Origin of the sequence: Streptomyces sp. SS7, from assembly GCF_037993025.1 — a bacterium.
Classification (GTDB): domain Bacteria; phylum Actinomycetota; class Actinomycetes; order Streptomycetales; family Streptomycetaceae; genus Streptomyces.
The window spans coordinates 3816581-3836329 of the sequence record NZ_CP141223.1 but is presented as its reverse complement, the minus strand read 5'-3'; the positions used below and the strand labels follow the sequence as shown (position 1 = coordinate 3836329).

At 72.9% G+C, this 19749-nt stretch carries 15 protein-coding genes and 1 pseudogene; 7 read left to right on the top strand and 9 right to left on the bottom strand.

The genetic code is table 11. The features are described 5' to 3' along the window. Window positions 1-26 precede the first annotated feature (26 nt). Window positions 27-950, bottom strand: coding sequence for a DUF4429 domain-containing protein (locus U5640_RS17605; RefSeq protein ID WP_340376744.1), 924 nt, complete (start codon window positions 948-950; stop codon window positions 27-29). A gap of 202 nt (window positions 951-1152) precedes the next feature. On the opposite strand from U5640_RS17605, the gene U5640_RS17600 reads away from it, so the two are divergent. Beyond that, on the top strand, window positions 1153-2442 hold the full coding sequence (locus U5640_RS17600) for a hypothetical protein (protein ID WP_340376743.1): 1290 nt from the start codon (window positions 1153-1155) through the stop codon (window positions 2440-2442). A gap of 158 nt (window positions 2443-2600) precedes the next feature. Further along, window positions 2601-3134, top strand: coding sequence for a DoxX family protein (locus U5640_RS17595; RefSeq protein WP_340376742.1), 534 nt, complete (start codon window positions 2601-2603; stop codon window positions 3132-3134). 7 nt (window positions 3135-3141) lie between these two features. On the opposite strand, the gene U5640_RS17590 is transcribed toward U5640_RS17595, so the two are convergent. Continuing rightward, entirely contained in the window at window positions 3142-3420 is a 279-nt protein-coding gene (locus U5640_RS17590; RefSeq protein WP_340376741.1) for a hypothetical protein, read from the bottom strand. Next, the gene (locus U5640_RS17585; protein ID WP_340376740.1) at window positions 3407-5059 is read right to left on the bottom strand and encodes a PspC domain-containing protein; all 1653 of its coding nucleotides are present in this window, start codon (window positions 5057-5059) and stop codon (window positions 3407-3409) included. Before U5640_RS17585 ends, U5640_RS17590 begins: the two co-directional genes overlap by 14 nt. Before the next feature lie 179 nt (window positions 5060-5238). On the opposite strand from U5640_RS17585, the gene U5640_RS17580 reads away from it, so the two are divergent. Then, window positions 5239-6531 carry a PspC domain-containing protein gene (locus U5640_RS17580; protein WP_340376739.1) on the top strand — a complete coding sequence of 431 codons (1293 nt, stop codon included), beginning with the start codon at window positions 5239-5241 and terminating at the stop codon, window positions 6529-6531. Beyond that, window positions 6528-7274 (top strand): response regulator transcription factor, encoded by a 747-nt coding sequence (locus tag U5640_RS17575; RefSeq protein WP_340376738.1) that lies wholly within the window; start codon window positions 6528-6530, stop codon window positions 7272-7274. The genes U5640_RS17580 and U5640_RS17575 overlap by 4 nt, the downstream gene beginning before the upstream one ends. A 63-nt stretch (window positions 7275-7337) precedes the next feature. On the opposite strand, the gene U5640_RS17570 is transcribed toward U5640_RS17575, so the two are convergent. Beyond that, entirely contained in the window at window positions 7338-8420 is a 1083-nt protein-coding gene (locus U5640_RS17570; RefSeq protein ID WP_340376737.1) for an NlpC/P60 family protein, read from the bottom strand. Between the two features lie 516 nt (window positions 8421-8936). Between U5640_RS17570 and U5640_RS17565 the strand changes: the two are divergent. Then, window positions 8937-9291 (top strand): annotated as a pseudogene (locus U5640_RS17565) (hypothetical protein). Here the strand turns inward: U5640_RS17565 and U5640_RS17560 are convergent. Next, on the bottom strand, window positions 9269-10303 hold the full coding sequence (locus U5640_RS17560) for a tellurite resistance/C4-dicarboxylate transporter family protein (protein WP_340376736.1): 1035 nt from the start codon (window positions 10301-10303) through the stop codon (window positions 9269-9271). The pseudogene U5640_RS17565 and the gene U5640_RS17560 overlap by 23 nt on opposite strands. A gap of 96 nt (window positions 10304-10399) precedes the next feature. Further along, complete coding sequence (locus U5640_RS17555; protein ID WP_340376735.1) at window positions 10400-11479, bottom strand: NlpC/P60 family protein; 1080 nt, start codon at window positions 11477-11479, stop codon at window positions 10400-10402. Window positions 11480-11898: 419 nt separating this feature from the next. Between U5640_RS17555 and pcrA the strand changes: the two genes are divergently transcribed. Next, window positions 11899-14394: a DNA helicase PcrA gene (pcrA, locus tag U5640_RS17550; protein ID WP_340376734.1), complete on the top strand. Its 2496-nt coding sequence runs from the start codon at window positions 11899-11901 to the stop codon at window positions 14392-14394. Between the two features lie 98 nt (window positions 14395-14492). On the opposite strand, the gene U5640_RS17545 is transcribed toward pcrA, so the two are convergent. Next, complete coding sequence (locus tag U5640_RS17545; RefSeq protein ID WP_340376733.1) at window positions 14493-16052, bottom strand: M23 family metallopeptidase; 1560 nt, start codon at window positions 16050-16052, stop codon at window positions 14493-14495. A 230-nt stretch (window positions 16053-16282) separates the two neighbouring features. Further along, window positions 16283-17197, bottom strand: coding sequence for an alpha/beta fold hydrolase (locus U5640_RS17540; RefSeq protein WP_340376732.1), 915 nt, complete (start codon window positions 17195-17197; stop codon window positions 16283-16285). A gap of 353 nt (window positions 17198-17550) precedes the next feature. Here U5640_RS17540 and U5640_RS17535 point away from each other — a divergent pair, with 353 nt between their 5' ends. After that, window positions 17551-17967 (top strand): cobalamin B12-binding domain-containing protein, encoded by a 417-nt coding sequence (locus U5640_RS17535; protein WP_340376731.1) that lies wholly within the window; start codon window positions 17551-17553, stop codon window positions 17965-17967. Window positions 17968-18084: 117 nt separating this feature from the next. Here U5640_RS17535 and U5640_RS17530 read toward each other — a convergent pair whose 3' ends face one another. Further along, window positions 18085-19713: a DUF5691 domain-containing protein gene (locus tag U5640_RS17530; protein ID WP_340385171.1), complete on the bottom strand. Its 1629-nt coding sequence runs from the start codon at window positions 19711-19713 to the stop codon at window positions 18085-18087. Between the last annotated feature and the right edge of the window lie 36 nt (window positions 19714-19749).

Below are 19749 nucleotides of genomic sequence, written 5' to 3'. Positions count from 1 at the left end.
TGCCCCGACAGGCAACGCAAGCCCCGTCACGGGCAAACGTTGCCTGTCGGGGCACCAGCCCCCTCCTGGAAGCCGCGCAGCAGCACGGCCTTCGTCCGCGCGAACTCCTCGTCCGTCAGCACCCCCTCCCGGTACAGCTCACCCAGCTCCCGCAGCCTGCGCAACAGCGCGTCATGCGGGTCGGCCCGGGAAGGAACGGCCGCCGCCCACCGCCGCCGGTCCGCGCCCCGGGCGTCCGCCCGCACCGAGGGGTGCGGCAGCCGTGCCGTCACCGCCGTCGCCACCAGCGCGGTCAGCAGATCCCGCTGCACACCGCCCCACAGATCCAGCGCGTACGGATCCTTCTCGGCCGGCAGCCCCGCGCACACCGACTCCCGGGTGACGAATCGCAGGAAGCCGTCCTCGCGCCCCGAGTTGGGCAACCACTCCAGCCGCAGCAGATCCCCCACCCCGAGGATCAGCGGCCCCCGCGCACGCTTCACCCGGTCCGAGGTGTCCGCCCAGTCGATCCGCACCCGCGACCCGTCGAAGGACACCGTGCCGTCCGACGAACGCACCGACACCGGAACCGGCGGCCCCGGCAGCAGATAGGACCGGGCGGGCTCCTTGGGCACCTGGTCCAGCAGCAGCGCGTGCCGGATCTCCTCCACGACGTACTCCGCCAGCCCGCAACGGTCCACGTCCACCAGCAGCCGGTACGGATCCGCCCCCTCCGGAAGCCGCCCGCCCGTCGCCTGCAACAGCGGATCCGCCCCCTCCCTCAGCCGCATCCGCAGCCGCCCCCGCCGCCGCTCCGGCTGGTACACGACCCCGGCGACCGCCTCCAACGGCACGACGATCTCCCCGTACGCCCGCCGGAACAGCGGCACGGAACGGTGCAGCCCCGGCGTGATCCGCACCGCCGTACCGTCGAAGGCCCAGCCGCCGTCACGCTGGATGATCTCGGCCATACGGACAATTCTGGCAGCCGGTCAACACGACCCCTCCCTTCTTCACCCGCTCCGACCAGACCTGCCGAAACCGGACCGTGTGCGGTAGGGCACAATTCGCTGTCATCGCGGGGGAGTTGTCAGCAGTGCGGCGGCCGGGATCCACAACGGGTCCCGCACGGGCCGCCGCTCGTTCGGGTCACGGGGAAGGCGGGCGTCGGACGTGGCGGTACAGGAGGCGAGACAGGGTGCGCACCCGGGCAATGGCGCGGGCCCCCACGACGGCGGCTGCACCTGCGGGGACTGCCCGCACGGCGCCCGTGAGGGACACCGGCGCGCGGTCGCCGCGTTCCTGCGCCAGCGCGACGAGTTCGCCGCCGGTCAGGGTCTCCCGGCCGCCGTCGCCCACTCCGTCTCGGCCTCCCGCCAGTGGGTCTCCGAGGAACTCACCCAATCGGCGGAACTCGTCGCCGAACGCGGCCGCGCCGAGGGCGGGGCCTGGCTGTCCCGCCTCTGGCTGCGCACCGCCACCACCGTCTGGGCGGCGGTCGTGCTGCTCCTCCTCGTCCAGGCCGTCACCGCCATCGGCGCGGGCTGGACCTCGGCCCGCACCGCCGGACTCCTCGCCGCGCTCCTCGTGGCCGGTGCCCTCACCACCGCCTCCTGGTTCCACCGGGCCCGCGGCGGCGTCCTCGCCCCCGTCATCGGCGAGGACAACCGCCTCTCCACCTCCCGCGCGGTCGCCGCCGCCTGGGTCCTCCTCCTCTCCTACGCCGTCCTCGTCCTCGTCGGCCGCCTCGCCGCCGCCTCGAGCCACACCGAACGCGACGCCCTCATCTCCGGCCTCGACCTCGCCCGCGGCGCCGGTGTCGTCACCGTCCTCGCCGTGGTCTGCGGCATCGCGGTCCTCGTCCGCCGGGTGGTGGGCCTGAGGGTCCTGGCCCAGCGGCTCCAGAAGGTCCGTGCCCACCGCCCCCGGGCCGCCGACCTCCTCACCGACGACTCCGGCCGCGGCACCTTCGCCGACATCCAGTACGTCGTCATCAGCGCCGTCGCCCTGGCCTTCGCCGCGGTCCGCCTGGCCCGCCGCCCGGACCAGCTCCCCGACCTGCCCTGGGGCCTCGCGGTCGTGGTGCTGGTCTCGGCCGCGACCTACCTCGCCGGCAAGTACGCCGAGGGCGGCCGCCCCGTCATCCTCTCCGTCGTCCGCTCCCGCGAGGCAGGCGACCTCGACGCCCCCATCCGCACCGGCGACGACATCGAGATCCGCGGCGCCGGCTTCGTCCCGCCCGGCGCCCAGACCGCCGACCGCCTCTCCCGCATGGTCGTCCGCATCGGCCCGGTCCATGTCCATGTCCCCCTGGTCCCGGTCGCCGGCGGCTTCAGCAACCCCACCGACGCCGTCCTCACCGTCCCCGTCCCCGTCGACGTCGAACCCGGCCGGCTGGAGGTCCAGGTCGTCACCGCGGCGGGCGTGGAGACCAACCGCTACCTGATCGACGTCACCGAGTAGAGCCGCCCGCCCGACAACCGCCCGCCCGAAGTGAACGCTCGGGCGGAGTGAAACCAGGGGGACCCACCGGCTGTGCGGACAATTGAGCGCACCCCCCATTTCGTACGTATGGTCTGTTGAGGGGTACCACCACTCAGGGCGAGAGGCGGCCACGGGCGATGACTCACGGCATGCGGACGGACACCTATCCCCCCTACCTCCAGGGCGGCGGCCGGGGCTGGCGGGACACCGCCACCCACTACGCCCTCCTTCCTCTGCGGATCTTCCTGGGCGTCACCTTCATCTACGCCGGTATCGACAAACTCACCGACAGCGCCTTCATGAAGGACGGCGGCGCGGGCTCGATCGGCGACACCATGCGTGCCGTCCGTGACTCCTCGGCCATCCCCGCCCTGGTCGACCTGGCCCTGAAGAACCCGGTCGGCTTCGGTTACGCCATCGCCCTCGGCGAGCTCGCCGTCGGCCTCGGCGCCCTGTTCGGCCTCCTCACCCGGCTCGCCGCTCTCGGCGGCGCGCTGATCTCCCTCTCCCTCTGGCTCACGGTCAGCTGGGCCTCGGACCCGTACTACTACGGCAACGACCTCATCTACCTGATGGCCTGGCTCCCCCTCGTCCTCGCGGGCGCCCCTTACCTCTCGCTCGACGCGCTCTGGCACAGCCGGCGCCGGCAACGGGCGGGCGGCCTGGACTGACCTCGCCTCACCCCGGTCCACCGCCGGGACGCGCTCCCGTGGTCCCGGGGGCGGGTGCGGTCCCGGTGGCGGGTGCGGTGTCCCGGCCGGTCCGGCGCCGTCTGCGCAGGGACCGGGCCACCATCCCCGCCACGCCGGCCAGGCAGAGGCCGACCACGACGAGAGGGATGACCGCGAACCAGGGCGTCTCCCAGAGCCCGCCCGCGTCACCTGCGTAGACGACCCCCGCGAGGGTGAAGAACCCGCCCGCGATCAGCCTGCCGGGCTGGAACTCATGACGCAGCACGGCTCACCACCGCCTGTCCCACCCCGACCTGAAGGTCCAGGTCGAGCGTCCCGGCCGTGTCCTTGCCGCCCGGTACCGCCGGCAGCGTCACCGCCCTGTGCTTGCCGGGCTCCACGTCCACGTCCTCCTTGTTCTCGCCGGGCAGCTGGACATCGCCCAGCCCCACGTCGATGCTCAGCCTCACCGTCGCGTCCGGCGGCACGATCACCCGCAGCCGGCCCACCCCCACCTCCGCGTTCGTGCGGACCGTCTGTCCCGGGGCCACGTCCAGCCGGGACAGGTCCAGCGTCGCGTCACCGGTGCCGAGGTCATAGGCACCCCGCACCTCCGACACCGCCGCCGGCCGCCAGGTCCGGTCGACCCAGTGCGTGCTCACGTCCCTGGGCAGGACCGTCGAAGCCGCCAGCAGGCCGGCGGTGACCAACGCCAGGAACACCGACCCCGCGCCGGTGCGCCCCAGGAACGAACTGATCGCCATCCCCGCGCCGAGCACGATGAGCGCGGTGGCCAGCCCGGCCTGCAGGCTGGTGCCCAGCGGATGGTCGTCCCAGGTGAGCCGGGTGACGAGCCCACCGGCGAGCAGGGCCAGCAGGAACACCCAGCCGCCCGTCCAGCGCGGGCCGCGCGGAGCGGGGGAGCGGCCGGGCGGGACGCGTATGTGCGCGCGGGCGCCCGGGTGGCCGCTGAGGCCGACATTGACCGCCGCCGCGACGTCCCGCTGCCGGGAATCCTGGGGACCCCACAGATAGCCGGTGCCGCCGTCATGGGTGCCGTCCTTGACGATGGGGTCCCGCCACCAGGAGGGATAGGCAGCCGGGACCGGCGGTGCCTGGGCCTCCGGCGGGGCGTCGGCGACGGCCTGCGCCGCGAGCGGATCGGGGTCGGGCGAGCCCCGGTGCCGCGACCAGTACCCGGCCCCCGCGAGCAGGAGCGAGAGCACCACGGCGAAGGTCAGCACACTGCCGTTGTTCAGCATCGACAGGAACACCCCGCAGCCGACCAGCGCGAACAGCACGGCCGCCAGGGCCTGGCCGTCGACCCGGCCGGTCAGCAGCTTGCGCACCTCGTGCTGCTCGTCGTCGGAGTAGGGGACGAACAGCCACGCGAAACCGTAGAAGAGGAGACCGATGCCGCCCGTCGCGGAGAGCACCGCGAGCGTGATCCGGAAGATCACCGGGTCCATGTCGTAATGCCGCCCCAGCCCCGCGCACACCCCGGCCAGCATCTTGTACCGCCGGTCGCGCCGGAACCGGCCGGGCCCCTCGGGCCCTTCGGTGGCCGCGGCCCCTTCGGCACCTTCGGCACCCGGCCGGGCGGTCGACTGCGCCGCGGCGGTGAGGGCCTCGTCGCCCCGGCCCGGCCCCTCGGACATACCGTCCGCTCCCCTGTGTTCGTGTTTCCTGTGGTCGCTGTGGTCGCTGTGGTCGCTGTGGTCGCTGTGGTCTGTGGTGTCCGCGCTGGGTCCGCCGTCTCCGCTGTCTCCGCTGTCTCCGCTGTCCTCGTGCGAGGGCGGGCCCGCCCGGTCGTGCGCGCGAGGATTCTCACCTGCGGCGTCGTGGGCACCGGTGGACGGGGCGGCCGCGTCGGGCGCGGTGCCCCCGTCGGGCACGGCGTCCGCGGCGTGCTGGTGATTTTCCATGGGTCCATGGTGGCGGGCCCGCGGCCCCGGCGGCAGTCGGAACGACCCTGGTCGGACCCTGATATCGGCCCTGAGCCGACGCCCGGGAGGTGTTCGACCTGCGCCCGGGCCGAAGATCAGGGGCGTCTCGGGGGCGAACCCTGATGCCCGGCCCCGCACGCTGTGTGACCATCGTTGGCATGCCGGAAGCCGCAGCAGCGCCACTCGTCGAACCGCGGCCGCCGCGCAAGCTCTACCGCAGCAGCGACGGACGCTGGCTGGGTGGCGTGGCGCGGGGGCTCGCCGGGCATCTCGGGCTGCCCGTCGTATGGGTGCGGCTCGTCTTCGTCGGCCTGTTCATGGCGGACGGTCTCGGCGCCCTGCTCTACGCGGCCTTCTGGTTCTTCGTGCCCCTCGGCGTCGGGGGCGTCGGAGACCAGAGGCCGCCGTCCCTGGTCTCCACCGAGACCGCGCCCGACGGCCGCCGCAGACTCGTCCCCCGCAAGCCGGACCGGGGCCAGATCGTCGCCCTGCTCCTGATGGTCGTCGTCGCCCTGGTCTTCGTCGGCAATGTGAACCTGGGCAGCGGCGCCAAGGCCTATCTCCTGCCCGCCGTCCTGGTCGGCGCGGGCGTCGCCCTCGTCTGGCGTCAGGCGGACAACGCCCGCCGGGCCCGCTGGGTCGAGGTCGGACGCAGACGCCGCACGCTCACCCTGTTGCGGGCCGGCGCCGGCGTCCTCCTCGTCACCGCCGGTGTCTCCGGCATCTTCGTCCTCCAGGGCTCAGCAGCCCACCTCGGCTCGGTCCTCCAGGCCGCGCTCGCCGTCCTCGTCGGCATCACCCTCCTCGCCGGGCCCTACCTGGTCCGGATGACCCAGGACCTCTCCGAGGAGCGTCTGATGCGTATCCGGGCCCAGGAGCGGGCCGAGGTCGCCGCCCATGTCCACGACTCCGTGCTGCACACCCTGACCCTGATCCAGCGCAACGCGGAGAACGCGGGCGAGGTGCGCCGTCTCGCCCGCGCCCAGGAACGCGACCTGCGCACCTGGCTCTACAAACCGGAGGGCACCGGCAAGGACGAGGAGGACGAGCCGACCACGGTCGCCGAGGCGGTCCGGCGCAACGCCGCCGAGGTGGAGGACAAGCACGGCGTCCCCATCGAGGTCGTGGTCGTCGGCGACGGCCCACTGGACGACCGGGTCGGGGCACAGATGCAGGCCGCGCGCGAGGCGATGGTGAACGCCGCCAAGTACGGTGGCGAGGGGGGCGCCGTGCAGGTGTACGCCGAAGTCGAGGGCAGGACGGTCTTCGTGTCCGTCCGGGACCGCGGCCCCGGCTTCGACCTGGACTCGATACCCGCCGACCGCATGGGCGTTAGAGAATCGATCATCGGCCGTATGGAGCGCAACGGCGGCACGGCCCGGCTGCGGGCGGTGCCCGGTGGCGGCACGGAGGTCGAGCTGGAGATGGAGAGGGTGGAGAAGACGTCATGAGCGACCCGACCGAGACGAACGCGGCGGCGGCAGCGGGGGGCACGTCCGAGCCTGGGCGGACTTCCGGCGAGAGCACGGGCGGGCGGCGCGTGCGGGTGGTGCTGGTCGACGACCACCGTATGTTCCGCACCGGTGTGCAGGCCGAGATCGGCCAGACCGAGCAGACGGGCGTCGAGGTCGTCGGCGAGGCGGCGGACGTCGACCAGGCCGTCACCGTCATCACCGCGACCCGGCCCGAGGTGGTGCTGCTCGACGTCCATCTGCCCGGCGGAGGAGGGGTCGAAGTGCTCCGCCGCTGTGCCTCGTTGATGGCCGACACCGAACAGCCGGTGCGTTTCCTCGCCCTGTCCGTCTCGGACGCGGCGGAGGATGTGATCGGGGTGATCCGCGGAGGTGCCCGCGGCTATGTCACCAAGACGATCACCGGTACCGATCTGGTCGACTCGATCTTCCGGGTGCAGGAGGGCGACGCGGTCTTCTCGCCGCGCCTCGCCGGGTTCGTCCTGGACGCCTTCGCCTCCACCGACGCCCCGCCGGTCGACGAGGACCTCGACCGGCTCACCCAGCGCGAGCGCGAGGTGCTGCGCCTCATCGCCCGCGGCTATGCGTACAAGGAGATCGCCAAGCAGCTGTTCATCTCGGTGAAGACGGTCGAGTCCCATGTATCGGCGGTGCTCCGCAAGCTTCAGCTGTCCAACCGTCATGAGCTGACGCGCTGGGCGACGGCCCGCCGCCTGGTGTGACCCCCGCGGTCATGACGTGGCATGACCCATCACGACCCCACCACGACCCACCAGGCGGTCTCCTCACACCACCCGGGTCGCGCCCGCGAAGGGCATCTCGTCGATGGGGGCGATGCGTACCGGGGCCGAGGGGTTCGGGGCGTGGATCATCCGGCCGTTGCCGATGTAGAGGCCGACGTGGGTGATGCCGGAGTAGAAGAAGACCAGGTCGCCGGGGCGCAGTTCGGAGCGGGAGACGCGTCGGCCGATGCCGATCTGGGCGTAGGTCGTGCGGGGCAGCGAGACCCCGGCGGAGCGGTAGGCGGCCAGGACCAGGCCCGAGCAGTCGAAGGCGTTCGGGCCGGTGGCACCCCAGACGTAGGGGCTGCCCAGCTTGGAGTAGGCGAAGGAGACGGCCGCCGCCGCCCGGGAGTCGGGTGCGGAGGCGGTGGCCGTGCCGGGCGTCTGGAGAGGGGCGCGGGCGCCGGCGGAGCCGCGTGAGGCGCGGTCGGCCGTCGCGGTGCCGCCGCCCATGTCGGCCGCGAACCGGGCCCGTTCCGCCGCCGTGAGCCGGGAGAGCAGGCTGCGGGCCGCGGCGAGCTTGTCGGTGACGGTCTTCTTGTGCTCCTTCAGCTCCGCCTTGCGGGCCTTGAGCGAGGACAGTTCGAGACGGGCGGCGCCGCGCAGCTGCTCGATCTCGCGCAACTGCCGGCGCACGCGGGTGACGGCGGCGGACTGGCGGTCGCCGGCGCGTTCGGCGAAGGCGGCGCCGTCCAGGTACTGGTCGGGATCGTCGGAGAGAGCCAGTTGCACGGCGGGGTCGAGGCCGCCGCTGCGGTACTGCGCCGCCGCCATCGTGCCCAGCGCCTCCCGTGCCGAGTTGAGCTTCTCCTCCTTGCGGGCCGCCTCGTCCCGCAGGGTCCGCAGGCGCTGCTCGGCGGCGGTGGCCTTCTCCTGCGCGCCGTTGTACCGCTCGGTGGCCGTCTCCGCCTCCTGGTACAGCCTGTCCACCTTGACCTTGACCTGTGCGGTGGTCAGCTGGGGCTCGGCCTGGCCGGTTCCGTCGAAGGCCGTGGCGGTCGCCGCGCCCGCGAGGGCGAGGGTGAACGCCGTACGGGCCGTCTGGCCGCCGAGCGAGCGCTGTCGGGGCTTGCGGTGCGCTGCCACGTGGGACTTGCACGTCCTTTCGTACGACCGCCTCGGCCGTGGGGGCTGCCCGACCGTCGTCTGACGGGCCGCACGGCTGTCAGGCGGCCCCTCGGCCGTCGGGGGAGCGGACGGACGACCGAGGGAGGCGCTGACGTGTCCGGCGGCGGCCCGCACAGGGGGAGCGGGACACCGCCGGACCTTCTCGGCGGTGGTGTCCGACTGCCGCCCCTGGTCCGGGCGGCGGTGGGGAGCCGGTCACCTGGGGCAGGACGCTAGGCCCGACGGCGTCGGGTCGGTGGCCCGATGTGCGGAAAAGGCACGAGCGGACCACCGGCTGACAGTTTCTGCGCGGCGGGCCGGGCCGGGGCGTCGGGTTCGCGCGGCGCGATGATCGATGCCGCGATTCCCGGGCAGCCCGGCGCAGTGGGATGCTATGGACGCATATATGCGAGTGCCGTCGCTCGGGGAGGGTGGCGCCGGGTGGTGGGGGCCGGTGTCGGGTGGCCGGGGCCGGGCTGATTAGCATCCGGTCTCATGGACGTACTCATCCATCTCGTCGTCGGTCTGCACATCATCGGCATCGCCGCGCTCCTGGGTGGCTTCCTCACCCAGATGAAGGCGATGAGCGGGGGGAACGGCCCGGTTCGTCCCCGCGATGCTGCACGGCGCGGCGACCATGCTCGTCACCGGTGTGATCCTGGTCGGCCTCAACCAGGCCGACGACCAGCCCCTGAACAACATCAAGATCGGCGTGAAGCTGGCGCTGCTGATCGTGATCCTCGGCCTGGTCTATGTGAAGCGGGACGACGAGAAGGTGGAGAAGCCGCTGTTCGGCCTGGTCGGCCTGCTGACCGTGGCGAACATCTTCATCGCCGTCCTCTGGACCTGACGGACCCGCCGGACGCACCGGACCCGCCGAGCCCGACGGACCTGCCGGACCCGGCGATCAGGGCCGCCGCGGCGACCGCCAGCCACGCGGCCACCGCGACCCACAGCAGCACCTTCCCGGGCCCTTTCAGCCCCGGGACGCCGGCGGCGGTCGCCACGGACATGGCCGCCACGGCCGTCATCCCCATCGGGAACACCGTCGCCCACCGCCGTACGTCGTAGCGCGGCCGCGGCCGGAGCACCTCGGCGGCGAGCAGGACGGCGTACCAGACGAGGGCGAGGACGAGGAGCGCCACCGTCGTCCCGCGCAGGACGCCCCGGTCGTCGGCGTTCCACAGGTACAGCGCGTGGTCCGCGTCGATGAGCCGCGCCCCCGCGAGCGCCGAGACGGCGAGCGCCCCGCCGGCCACCCACTGGTCCCCCGCGCCCTCGGTGACCTGCCGCCGGTCGAACAGGGCGAGCACGCCCACGTAGAGCACCAGGCCGAGCCAGAACAGCACGAGCGCGGTGTGCGCCGGCCAGGACAGGGCCTCGGCCTTCGCCAGGGTCGCGCCCAGCACGGCGAGCCCCTGGGTGGCCACACAGCACAGGAACACGGCTCCGGGCATCCCGCGGGCCCGGTGGCTCATGAGGCGCCGGACGACCTGCCGCAGGAAACCTGCCATCAGCACCGGCCACAGCAGGGCCGACAGCGTCAGCAGAGCCCAGGCCAGGTTCGGCCGGCCCAGGGCCGAGACGCCCGTGCCGAGCACGGTCGTGGCGGCCACGGCGGTCAGCCCGCCCGGGGTGCCGGCCTCCGCGAGCCAGCGCCGGCGCTCCCACAGGAGCCGTACGACGAAGTCGGCGGCCAGCGCCACCCAGGCGGCGCCGGCCAGTGCCAGCGCGACGTGGGACAGGACCTCGTGCCCCGCCAGGCGCAGTCCGATCGACAGGACGCCGGTGGCCAGCACGGCGGCGCCGGCCGCCGGCGGACGCCGCGCCCACCAGGCGCGCAGGGAGGAGGTGCCGGGCATGGGCCCGATGCTAAGGACGCGAGGCGGCTCCGGCGGCGGCACACGCGCGTAGTCGCGAAAAACGACCTGCACGCGCGTGCCGGCGGCGGGCTCCGCTCAGGCCGGGCGGACCACGCTGTGGATGTTCGACTCGCCGTCGTAGTAGATCGACTCCTCGCGGACGTAACTGCCCGGCTTCGGGGCGTGGATCATCATGCCGTTGCCGAGGCAGATGCCGGCGTGGCTGATGTCGTCGTAGAAGAAGACCAGGTCACCGGGGCGGGCGTCGGCGAGGGAGACGGCGGTGCCGGCGTTCACCTGGTCGTAGGTGGTGCGCGGCAGCGAGACGCCGGCGGCCCTCCAGGCGGCCTGGGTGAGGCCGGAGGAGTCGTAGGAGTCGGGGCCGGTGGCGCCGCAGACGTACGGTTTGCCGATCTGCGCGCGGGCGAACGCGAGCGCCTTCTCGGCCTGGCCGGTGTACGAGGAGTCCGAGGAGGAGGTGGACGGAGGGGCGGGCGCCTTGCGTGCGGCCTCTTCCCGGCTCTGCTGCTCGATCTCCGCCGGCCGCGCCTGCTCCCGGGCGGTCAGCCGCGCCAGCAGCACGCGCGCGTCGCCGAGTTTCTTCTGCACGGCGGCCTTGGCGGTCTTCAGCTCGCTCTCGGCGTCGCCGAGAGGGGCGAGGCTCTCGGCGGCCTCCTGCCGCTCGCGCGTCGTCGCCGCCTGCTCGGTGACGTAGGCGTCGACGGCGCCCTTCTGGCGGTCGGTCAGCCGGTCCATGAGCTGTGTCCGGTCGACGTGGTCCTGCGGGGAGTCCGCCGGCGGGAACATCGCCGTGTCGGGCGCGGAGGCGCCGGGGCGGTACCGGGCGGTGGCGGAGGAGGCGAGTTCCTCCCGCGCCTCGTCGCGCTTCCGGGTGCGCCGGGCGACGTCGTCGAGGAGACCGTCCACCCGCTTGGGCTGCCTGGTCGTCCCCTCCGTGGCGCCGTTGTGCCTCTCGGTCGCCGACCCGGCCCGGCGGTAGAGGTCGTCGAGCTTCTTCTCGACCTCCTCCAGGCTCGGCTGGCCGTCGGAGGGGGCGGCGTTCGCCGACTGGGACAGCAGGGCCACGGAGGTGAGGGCGGCGGTGGCCAGGCTGGGCGTGCGTATGCCTGCCACGCGGCTGCCCCAGAAGCGCGGCTTGCGGTGCTGCGACGCCAAGGGAGGCGACTCCTTCCATCGTCCGCCGACCGGGTGGGCGGTGCGGGAGGGTTCGGGCGGATGGTGCGGGAGGGCGCCCTACGGCCGTCTCCCGCTGGGGAGTCGGGCGATTCACCCCGGGGGTCTCGGTGGGTCCCCGGCTCCGGCTGCCGCACGGGGGGCGCGTCGGGCTCGGCGGAGGCCGTCCGGCACGGCGGGGTTCGCCGGTGGGGATCCGTGTGGCCTGCCCGGAACGGTAGCCAACTCGTGTGGCTTCTGTGAAGGTTGCCGGGCGATATGCCCGATACGTTTTCGTTATCTTGCGTAAAGGCGAGACGCGGGGTCACGTGCTGTGATATCGCCGCCTCGGAAGGTGAGGGCGGGGGATGTTCGGGGGACGGCCACGCGTTGTCGGTGGGGCGCCCTAGACTCGGAGAGCGATGAGCAGCCTCTTTGACGACAGCTTCCTGGCGAACCTCCAGGCCCCCGCCGGCCACGAGGAGGAACCCCCGCCGCCGCCCGAGGACGATCACGGCCCGGAGTCGCTTCCGGACGATCTGTTCGGCGGGAAGTTCGACGCGCCCCCGAACCGGGACGTGTACTACCGCGACGGCGCCCCCCGCCCGGCGATCGACGCGGCCGCCCTCCTGGAGGGGCTCAACGACAACCAGCGCGCGGCCGTCGTCCACGCGGGCACGCCCCTGCTCATCGTCGCCGGCGCCGGCTCCGGCAAGACCCGGGTGCTCACCCACCGCATCGCCCACCTCCTCGCCGAGCGCGGCGTCCATCCGGGCCAGATCCTCGCGATCACCTTCACCAACAAGGCCGCGGGCGAGATGAAGGAGCGCGTCGAGCAGCTCGTCGGCCCGCGCGCGAACGCGATGTGGGTGATGACCTTCCACAGCGCGTGCGTACGCATCCTGCGCCGCGAGAGCAAGAAGCTCGGCTTCACGTCGTCGTTCTCGATCTACGACGCCGCCGACTCCAAGCGGCTGATGGCCCTGGTCTGCCGCGATCTGGACCTCGACCCCAAGCGCTACCCGCCGAAGTCCTTCAGCGCCAAGATCAGCAATCTGAAGAACGAGCTGATCGACGAGGAGGACTTCGCCGCGCAGGCCGCCGACGGCTTCGAGAAGACCCTCGCCCAGGCCTACGCGATGTACCAGTCCCGGCTCCGCGAGGCCAACGCGCTCGACTTCGACGACCTGATCATGACGACGGTCAATCTGCTGCGCGCCTTCCCCGATGTCGCCGAGCACTACCGCCGCCGCTTCCGTCATGTCCTCGTCGACGAGTACCAGGACACCAACCACGCCCAGTACGCCCTGGTCAGGGAGCTGGTCGGCACCTTCGAGCACCCCGTCGACGTCCCGCCCGACGAGTACGACGTCCCGCCCGCCGAACTGTGCGTCGTCGGTGACGCCGACCAGTCGATCTACGCCTTCCGCGGCGCGACGATCCGCAACATCCTCCAGTTCGAGGAGGACTACCCGGACGCGACGACGATCCTGCTCGAACAGAACTACCGCTCCACGCAGACGATCCTGTCCGCCGCCAACGCCGTCATCGAGCGCAACGAGTCCCGCCGTCCGAAGAACCTGTGGACCAACGCGGGCGCGGGCGCGCGCATCACCGGCTATGTCGCCGACACCGAGCACGACGAGGCGCAGTTCGTCGCCGACGAGATAGACCGCCTCACCGACGCGGGCGACGCCAAGGCCGGCGATGTCGCCGTCTTCTACCGCACCAACGCCCAGTCCCGGGTCTTCGAAGAGGTCTTCATCCGCGTCGGCCTGCCCTACAAGGTCGTCGGCGGTGTCCGCTTCTACGAGCGCAAGGAGGTCCGGGACGTCCTGGCCTACCTGCGGGTCCTCGCCAACCCGGAGGACTCCGTCCCGCTGCGCCGGATCCTCAACGTGCCCAAGCGCGGCATCGGCGACCGAGCCGAGGCGATGATCGACGCCCTCTCCCAGCGCGAGAAGATCAGCTTCCCGCAGGCCCTCAAGCGCGTCGACGAGGCGTACGGCATGGCCGCGCGCTCCACGAACGCGGTGAAGCGGTTCAACGTGCTGATGGAGGAGCTGCGGACGATCGTCGAGTCCGGCGCGGGCCCCGCGACCGTCCTGGAGGCCGTGCTCGAACGCACCGGCTATCTGGCCGAGTTGCAGGCCTCCACCGACCCGCAGGACGAGACCCGCATCGAGAACCTCCAGGAACTCGCCGCCGTGGCCCTGGAGTTCGAGCAGGAGCAGGCCGAGGGGGAGGGCGCGGCCACCGGTGGTCTCGCCGCCTTCCTGGAGCGGGTCGCGCTCGTCGCCGACTCCGACCAGATCCCCGACGAGGACGAGGACGGCTCCGGCGTCATCACCCTGATGACCCTGCACACCGCCAAGGGCCTGGAGTTCCCGGTCGTCTTCCTCACCGGCATGGAGGACGGCGTGTTCCCGCACATGCGCGCCCTCGGCCAGGCCAAGGAGCTCGAGGAGGAGCGCCGACTGGCCTACGTCGGCATCACGCGCGCCCGGGAGCGGCTCTACCTCACGCGGTCCTCGCTGCGCAGCGCCTGGGGCCAGCCGTCGTACAACCCGCCCTCCCGGTTCCTGGAGGAGATCCCGGCGACGCATGTGGACTGGAAGCGGAAGGGGGCGAGCGCGCCCGTGTCCTCCGGTCCGGTCTCCGGCGTGGCGGCCTCGCTGTCCTCGTCCCGTTCGCGTTCCTCGGCGGCCGGCGCCTCCGGCTTCGCGACCCGCCGGGGCGCGACGGAGAAGCCGGTGGTCGCGCTGGCCGTCGGTGACCGCGTCACGCACGACCAGTTCGGGCTGGGCACGGTCGTCGGTGTGAAGGGCACGGGAGGGAACGCGGAGGCGACCATCGACTTCGGCGACAGCAAGCCCAAGCGGCTCCTGCTGCGGTACGCGCCGGTCGAGAAGCTCTAGGGGCCCACGCTGTAGCGGCTCACGGGGTGGGGCCAGGCGGCGCCCACGAGTGAGCCCCCGCCGGTAGGGCGGGGGCTCGGGGCAGACAGTCCTGGGTGTTACGTCGGGTCCAGCCCGTGGCTGCGCAGCCACGGCAGCGGGTCTATGGGCGAACCGCCGGCCGGGCGGACCTCGAAGTGCAGGTGCGGACCGGTGGAGTTGCCCGAGTTCCCGGAGTACGCGATCGGGTCGCCGGCCTTCACCGTCGAACCGGAGGCGACACGGTAGGTGGAGAGGTGGCAGTACCAGGTCTCCGTGCCGTCCTTCGCCGTCACGATCAGCATGTTGCCGTAGGCGCTGTTCCACTGCGTCCGGACGGTGCCGTCGGTCGCCGCCATCACCGTCGTGCCGTAGGAGACGGGGAAGTCGATGCCGGTGTGCTGGGACATCCAGTTGACGCCGGCCTGGCCGAAGTAGGCGCTCAGTCCGCGCTGGGCGACCGGGAGGGCGTACTTCGGGCGCAGCCGCTCCTTGCGGGCCGCCTCCGCAGCCGCCTTCTTCTTCTCGGCGGCCTGCTGTTCCTTGAGGTCGATGCGTTCCTGCGTCCGGCTGGCCCGGTCGGCGAAGTTGTCGGCCTCGGCGCTGAGGGTCGTGAGCTGGGCGTCCAGCTTGTTGTTGGCGGCGGACGGTTTCACCGGCTGCGCGTCGGAGGCGGTGGCCGTGGTGTCCTTGTCGTCGCCGCCGGTCAGCGTGCCCACGGAGGCGGCGGCGATCCCGGCGACCCCCATCACACAGGCCGAGGGCACGGCCACCGTCAGCAGCGCGGAGCGCTTCGGGGGCGTACGGCGGCGGGAACGGCTCGCGTTGCGGGCGGCCGCGCGGGTGGCGGGCGCCGGCACGATCTCCTCCTGGTCGTCCAGGAGGGGGTGTGCGGACACGGCGGGCAGCTCACCGGTGGCGGACAACTCGCCGTCGTCGAAACCCTGTTCGTCGGGGGAGATCGACTCGAAGGTGGCGGTGGGCTGCTGGTCGAAGGGGACCTCGGCCGACTGCTCGTACGTGTCGGAGGCGCCGGTCCCGCCGTCGCCGTCGGAGTTCCACTGCGTGGCGTCGTAGGTGCCGGTCTCGAAGGTCTGGGTGCCCCATTCCCAGTGCTGGGTCTGGTCGGCGGGGTTGCCGGACTGGTCCGGCTGGAGCCAGGCGTTCGCGTCCCACTGACCGCTGGCGTCGGACGCCGAGGTCTGCGGCGGGACGAGCGGGAGCTGCTGGTGGCCGGTCGTCCAGCCGGTCGTGTCGTAGGCGCCCGAGTCGTAGGCGGCGTGGTGCTGGGCCGCGTACGGGTCGTAGTTCAGGACCTGGTGGCCGCTCGTGTCGTGGAGCTGGTGGCCGCCGGTGTCGACCATGGTCGGCTGGGCGCCGACGTTCCACTGCCCGGTGCCGTAGGAGCTGTCGCCGAGGCCGGTGCCCGTGCCGTCGCCGGGGTGTCCGCCGTAGTGGGGGTCCGCCGCGAAGTGGCCGGTGTGCTGGGCGCCGGTGTCATAGCCGCTGTCATAGCCGTGGTACTCGGAGAAGCCGTCGTACGAGGCTTCCTGGGTGCCGTACGACGCGTAGGGCGCGGAGTCGGCGTCGGAAGCCGGAGCCGGGGTGGTCGTGGTCCCCGACGGGTGACGGTCGTTCACCAACTTCTCTCTCGCCTCGACAACAGGGGCTGCCAGAGCAGTGCGGCGACTGTACCCGTCGGTATGCGGGCGCGACAATCTTCCGCAGGTTTCGTGCTCGAAGGAAAGGGGCAATCGGCCGTGTTTCGGGGGACGGCGGACGCGGGTTTGGCCTTATGTTCGAAGATTGTTCGAGGCGGGGTGGGTCTCGAACGTCTATCGAATCCCTTCGAACGGTTGCCGGGCCGGTCTCACGCCACCGTCAGACCGCCGGCGCGCGGGCCGGCCGTGGCCGGCTCCGAGGTGTCGAGGGCCTGCCGTATGCCGGTCGCGACCGCCGGGTGCACGGGCAGGGCGAGATGGCCGATCCCCGTCACCCGGACGTTCTGCGCGAGCAGGTCGGGGTGGTCGATCCGGGCCGTCTCCAGCGGGTCCATCAGGTGGTCGAGGTCGCTCCAGAAGCTGACGAAGTGCGTACGGCAGCCGGACGCGGGCCGGGACAGCTCCTCGATGACCGCGGAGCCGGGGCGCATCTGGCGCACGATCGGGTGCGCGTTCGCCAGCGGCACCGCCTTGGTGCCCGTGTGCGGGGTACCCAGCGTGACGAGGGTACGGACCCGGACGTCACCGCCCAGCCGCTGCACGTAGTAGCGCGCGATCAGACCGCCCAGGCTGTGCCCCACGACATCGACCCGGGTGCTGCCGGTGCGCTCGCATATCTCCTCTATGTGCCGCCCGAGCAGCTCGGCTGCCGTACGGATGTCGCAGGTCAGGGGCGAGTAGTTCAGCGACTCCACGCGATGCCTGCCGTGCTGGGCGAGGCTGCGGCGCAACAGGACGAAGACCGAGCGGTTGTCGATGAAGCCGTGCAGCAGGACCACCGGGAGCGGGGCCGGGGTGGGCAGCTGGGTGGGGCACGTGGTGCCACTTTTGTTCGATGCGGTGTTCTCTCCGGGCGGAAGCGCGGCGGGACGCCGCTCCGGGGCGATGCCGGAGGGGTAGAGCAGCAGGTGGCCGGCGAGGATCGCGAGGTCCAGGACCGTGGCCTTCAGCAGGGCCGTGGAGAGCCCGGCCAGCCTGCCGGGGATGTTCGGCAGGCTCGGAAGGTCCGGCAGCAGACGCCGGTAGAGCGGAAGAAAGGGCTGCAGCACCCTGGTGACCTGCATCGCCGACCTCCTGTCGGCACACTCCGAGGACGTCTCTGTCCCCCGTGTGCCCTCGTGGGAGCCGTGGCGGAGGAGGTCGGCTGCCGGGCGGCCGGCGGGGTCCTTCGGCCCCGGGGGTCCGTCGCGTCTGTACCGATGCGCCGTACCGCCGCGGCGCGCGGTCTGCGGCGCGGCGGTACGGCGACCTCGTGTGCGGCTCCCATTACTGTCCCATCGTGTGATTTTCCCGTTGGCCCATGCCACGAAACGGCCGGTTGCGGGATGCTGGCGGTAACGTTCGTTCACTTCCCCGGGTGGTGGCACGGGGTGTCCCGGCCGTCGAGAGCGGGCGGAGTCGCTTCTGGGAGGCAGTCATGGGTGTGGCATCCGGCCCGATCCGTGTGGTGGTGGCCAAGCCGGGACTCGACGGCCACGACCGCGGCGCCAAGGTGATCGCCCGGGCACTGCGCGACGCCGGCATGGAGGTCGTCTACACCGGGCTCCACCAGACCCCCGAGCAGATCGTCGACACGGCGATCCAGGAGGACGCCGACGCGATCGGACTGTCCGTCCTGTCCGGCGCGCACAACACGCTCTTCGCCGCGGTGATCGAACTGCTCCGCGAGCGGGACGCCGCGGACATCCTGGTCTTCGGCGGGGGGATCATCCCCGAGGCGGACATCGCCCCGCTGAAGGAGAAGGGCGTCGCGGCGATCTTCACCCCCGGCACGACCATGGCGACGATCGTTGACTGGGTCCGCGAGAACGTCGGACAGCGGACCGAGATCTAGGCCGCGCATCTAGGCCGCGCATCTGGGTCGGCCATCTGGGTCGGCCATCTGGGTCGGGCATGCAGGCCGGGAATCCGGGCCGGTCCCGGCGACGGCCGGCCGGCCGGGGCGGCGCCCTCACGACGGCACCCCGGCCAGTTCCTGTGCCATCACCGCCCTCAGCCGCAGGGTCGTCCCCAGGCGCTGGAACGCCTCCGCCCAGTAGCCCCCGGCCCCGGGGGACGCGTCCTCCGGTTCGTCGGGTACGGCGAGCAGCGCGTCCAGCCGGGAGGCCTCCGAGGGGTCCAGACAGCGTTCGGCGAGACCCATGACCCCGCTGAAACTCCACGGGTAACTTCCCGCGTCGCGCGCGATGTTGAGAGCGTCGACCACTGCCCGCCCGAGCGGCGCGGCCCACGGCACCGCGCACACGCCGAGCAGTTGGAACGCCTCCGACAGCCCGTGCGCCGCGATGAAACCGGCCACCCACTCCGCCCGTTCGCCCACCGGCAGGGTGGCCAGCAGCTTGGCCCGCTCGGCCAGGGACACCGCGCCGGGACCGCCCGCCCCGGGCGCGGACGGCGGTCCGAGCAGCGCCCGCGACCAGGCCGCGTCCCGCTGCCGTACGGCGGCCCGGCACCAGGCCGCGTGCAGCTCGCCCAGCCAGTCGTCGGCCACCGGGAGCGCGACGATCCGCTCCGGTGTCCGCCCGCCCAGCCGGGCCGGCCAGGCGGTGAGCGGGGCCGCCTCCACCAACTGGCCGAGCCACCACGACCGCTCGCCCCGCCCCGACGGGGCCTTGGGGGCGACGCCGTCGCGTTCCATCTCCGCGTCGCACGCATGGGGCGCCTCGACGACGAGCGTCGGCGTGTCGCCGGTATGGTCGAGGGCCACGCACGCGCCCGCCCGCACCGCCATCCGCGCGGCGAGCGCCGAACCCGGCAGCGCCGACAGCAACTCGGCCGCGATCGCCCGTACATTGCGGCTGCGGTCCGCCAACGCCGCTTCCAGGAACGGCTCGTCCCGCTCACCGAGGCCCGCCCGCAGCGAGTCGAGGAACATCAGCCGGTCTTCCGCGCGCTCCGTCGGCCAGGTCGACTCCAGCAGCGCGCGGGCCGCGTCGGGGGTGCGGGAACGCAGCGAGGCGAGGAGGGCGACCCGCTCGGCGAACAGGCCCTCCTGCCACAGCTTCTCGATGCGCCCGGTCTCCTCCGGGCGCGGCAGCGCGGCGTCCCCGCCCGGCGCGGCGCGCAGCGCGAACCGCCACTCCGGGTTCAGCCGGGCCAGCCAGAGGGCGCGCGGGCCCGCGAACCTCAGTGCGGCCGGCCGCAGGTCGGTACGCCCGCGTGCCGCGTCGAGGAGCGCGGGCAGGGCCTCGGCGGGCGGGGCGTACCCGTGCGCGTTCGCCGTCGCCAGCCACTGGGGCAGCAGCTCCACGAGGTCCGGTGCGGTCCCCCTGCGCCCGGTTCCGGCGGTGCCGGGGCGGTCGGCGAGCAGCAGGGCGAGTCTGCGGGCCGCGGGAGCGGGCAGGGTGGGGCGCGGATCGGCGGGGGCCGGTTCGGGGCGGGTCGCGGCCCGTCCCGGACGCAGCCCGGCCCGGCGCCGTACGGTCTCGGCCGCCGCCGCGTCCAGCAGCGCGGACGGCGCCGGACGGCCCGTGACGGACCCGGGAGGCGGACGGCGATCCGTGCCCAGGAGGGCGGCGGTGACCAGGTCCTCCCAGCCGGGAGCGGTGTCCGCGAGGGGCGCGGGAGCGGGTGCGGCGATGTGAGGCGAGGTGGCGTGCAGGGGTGTCCCTTCCGT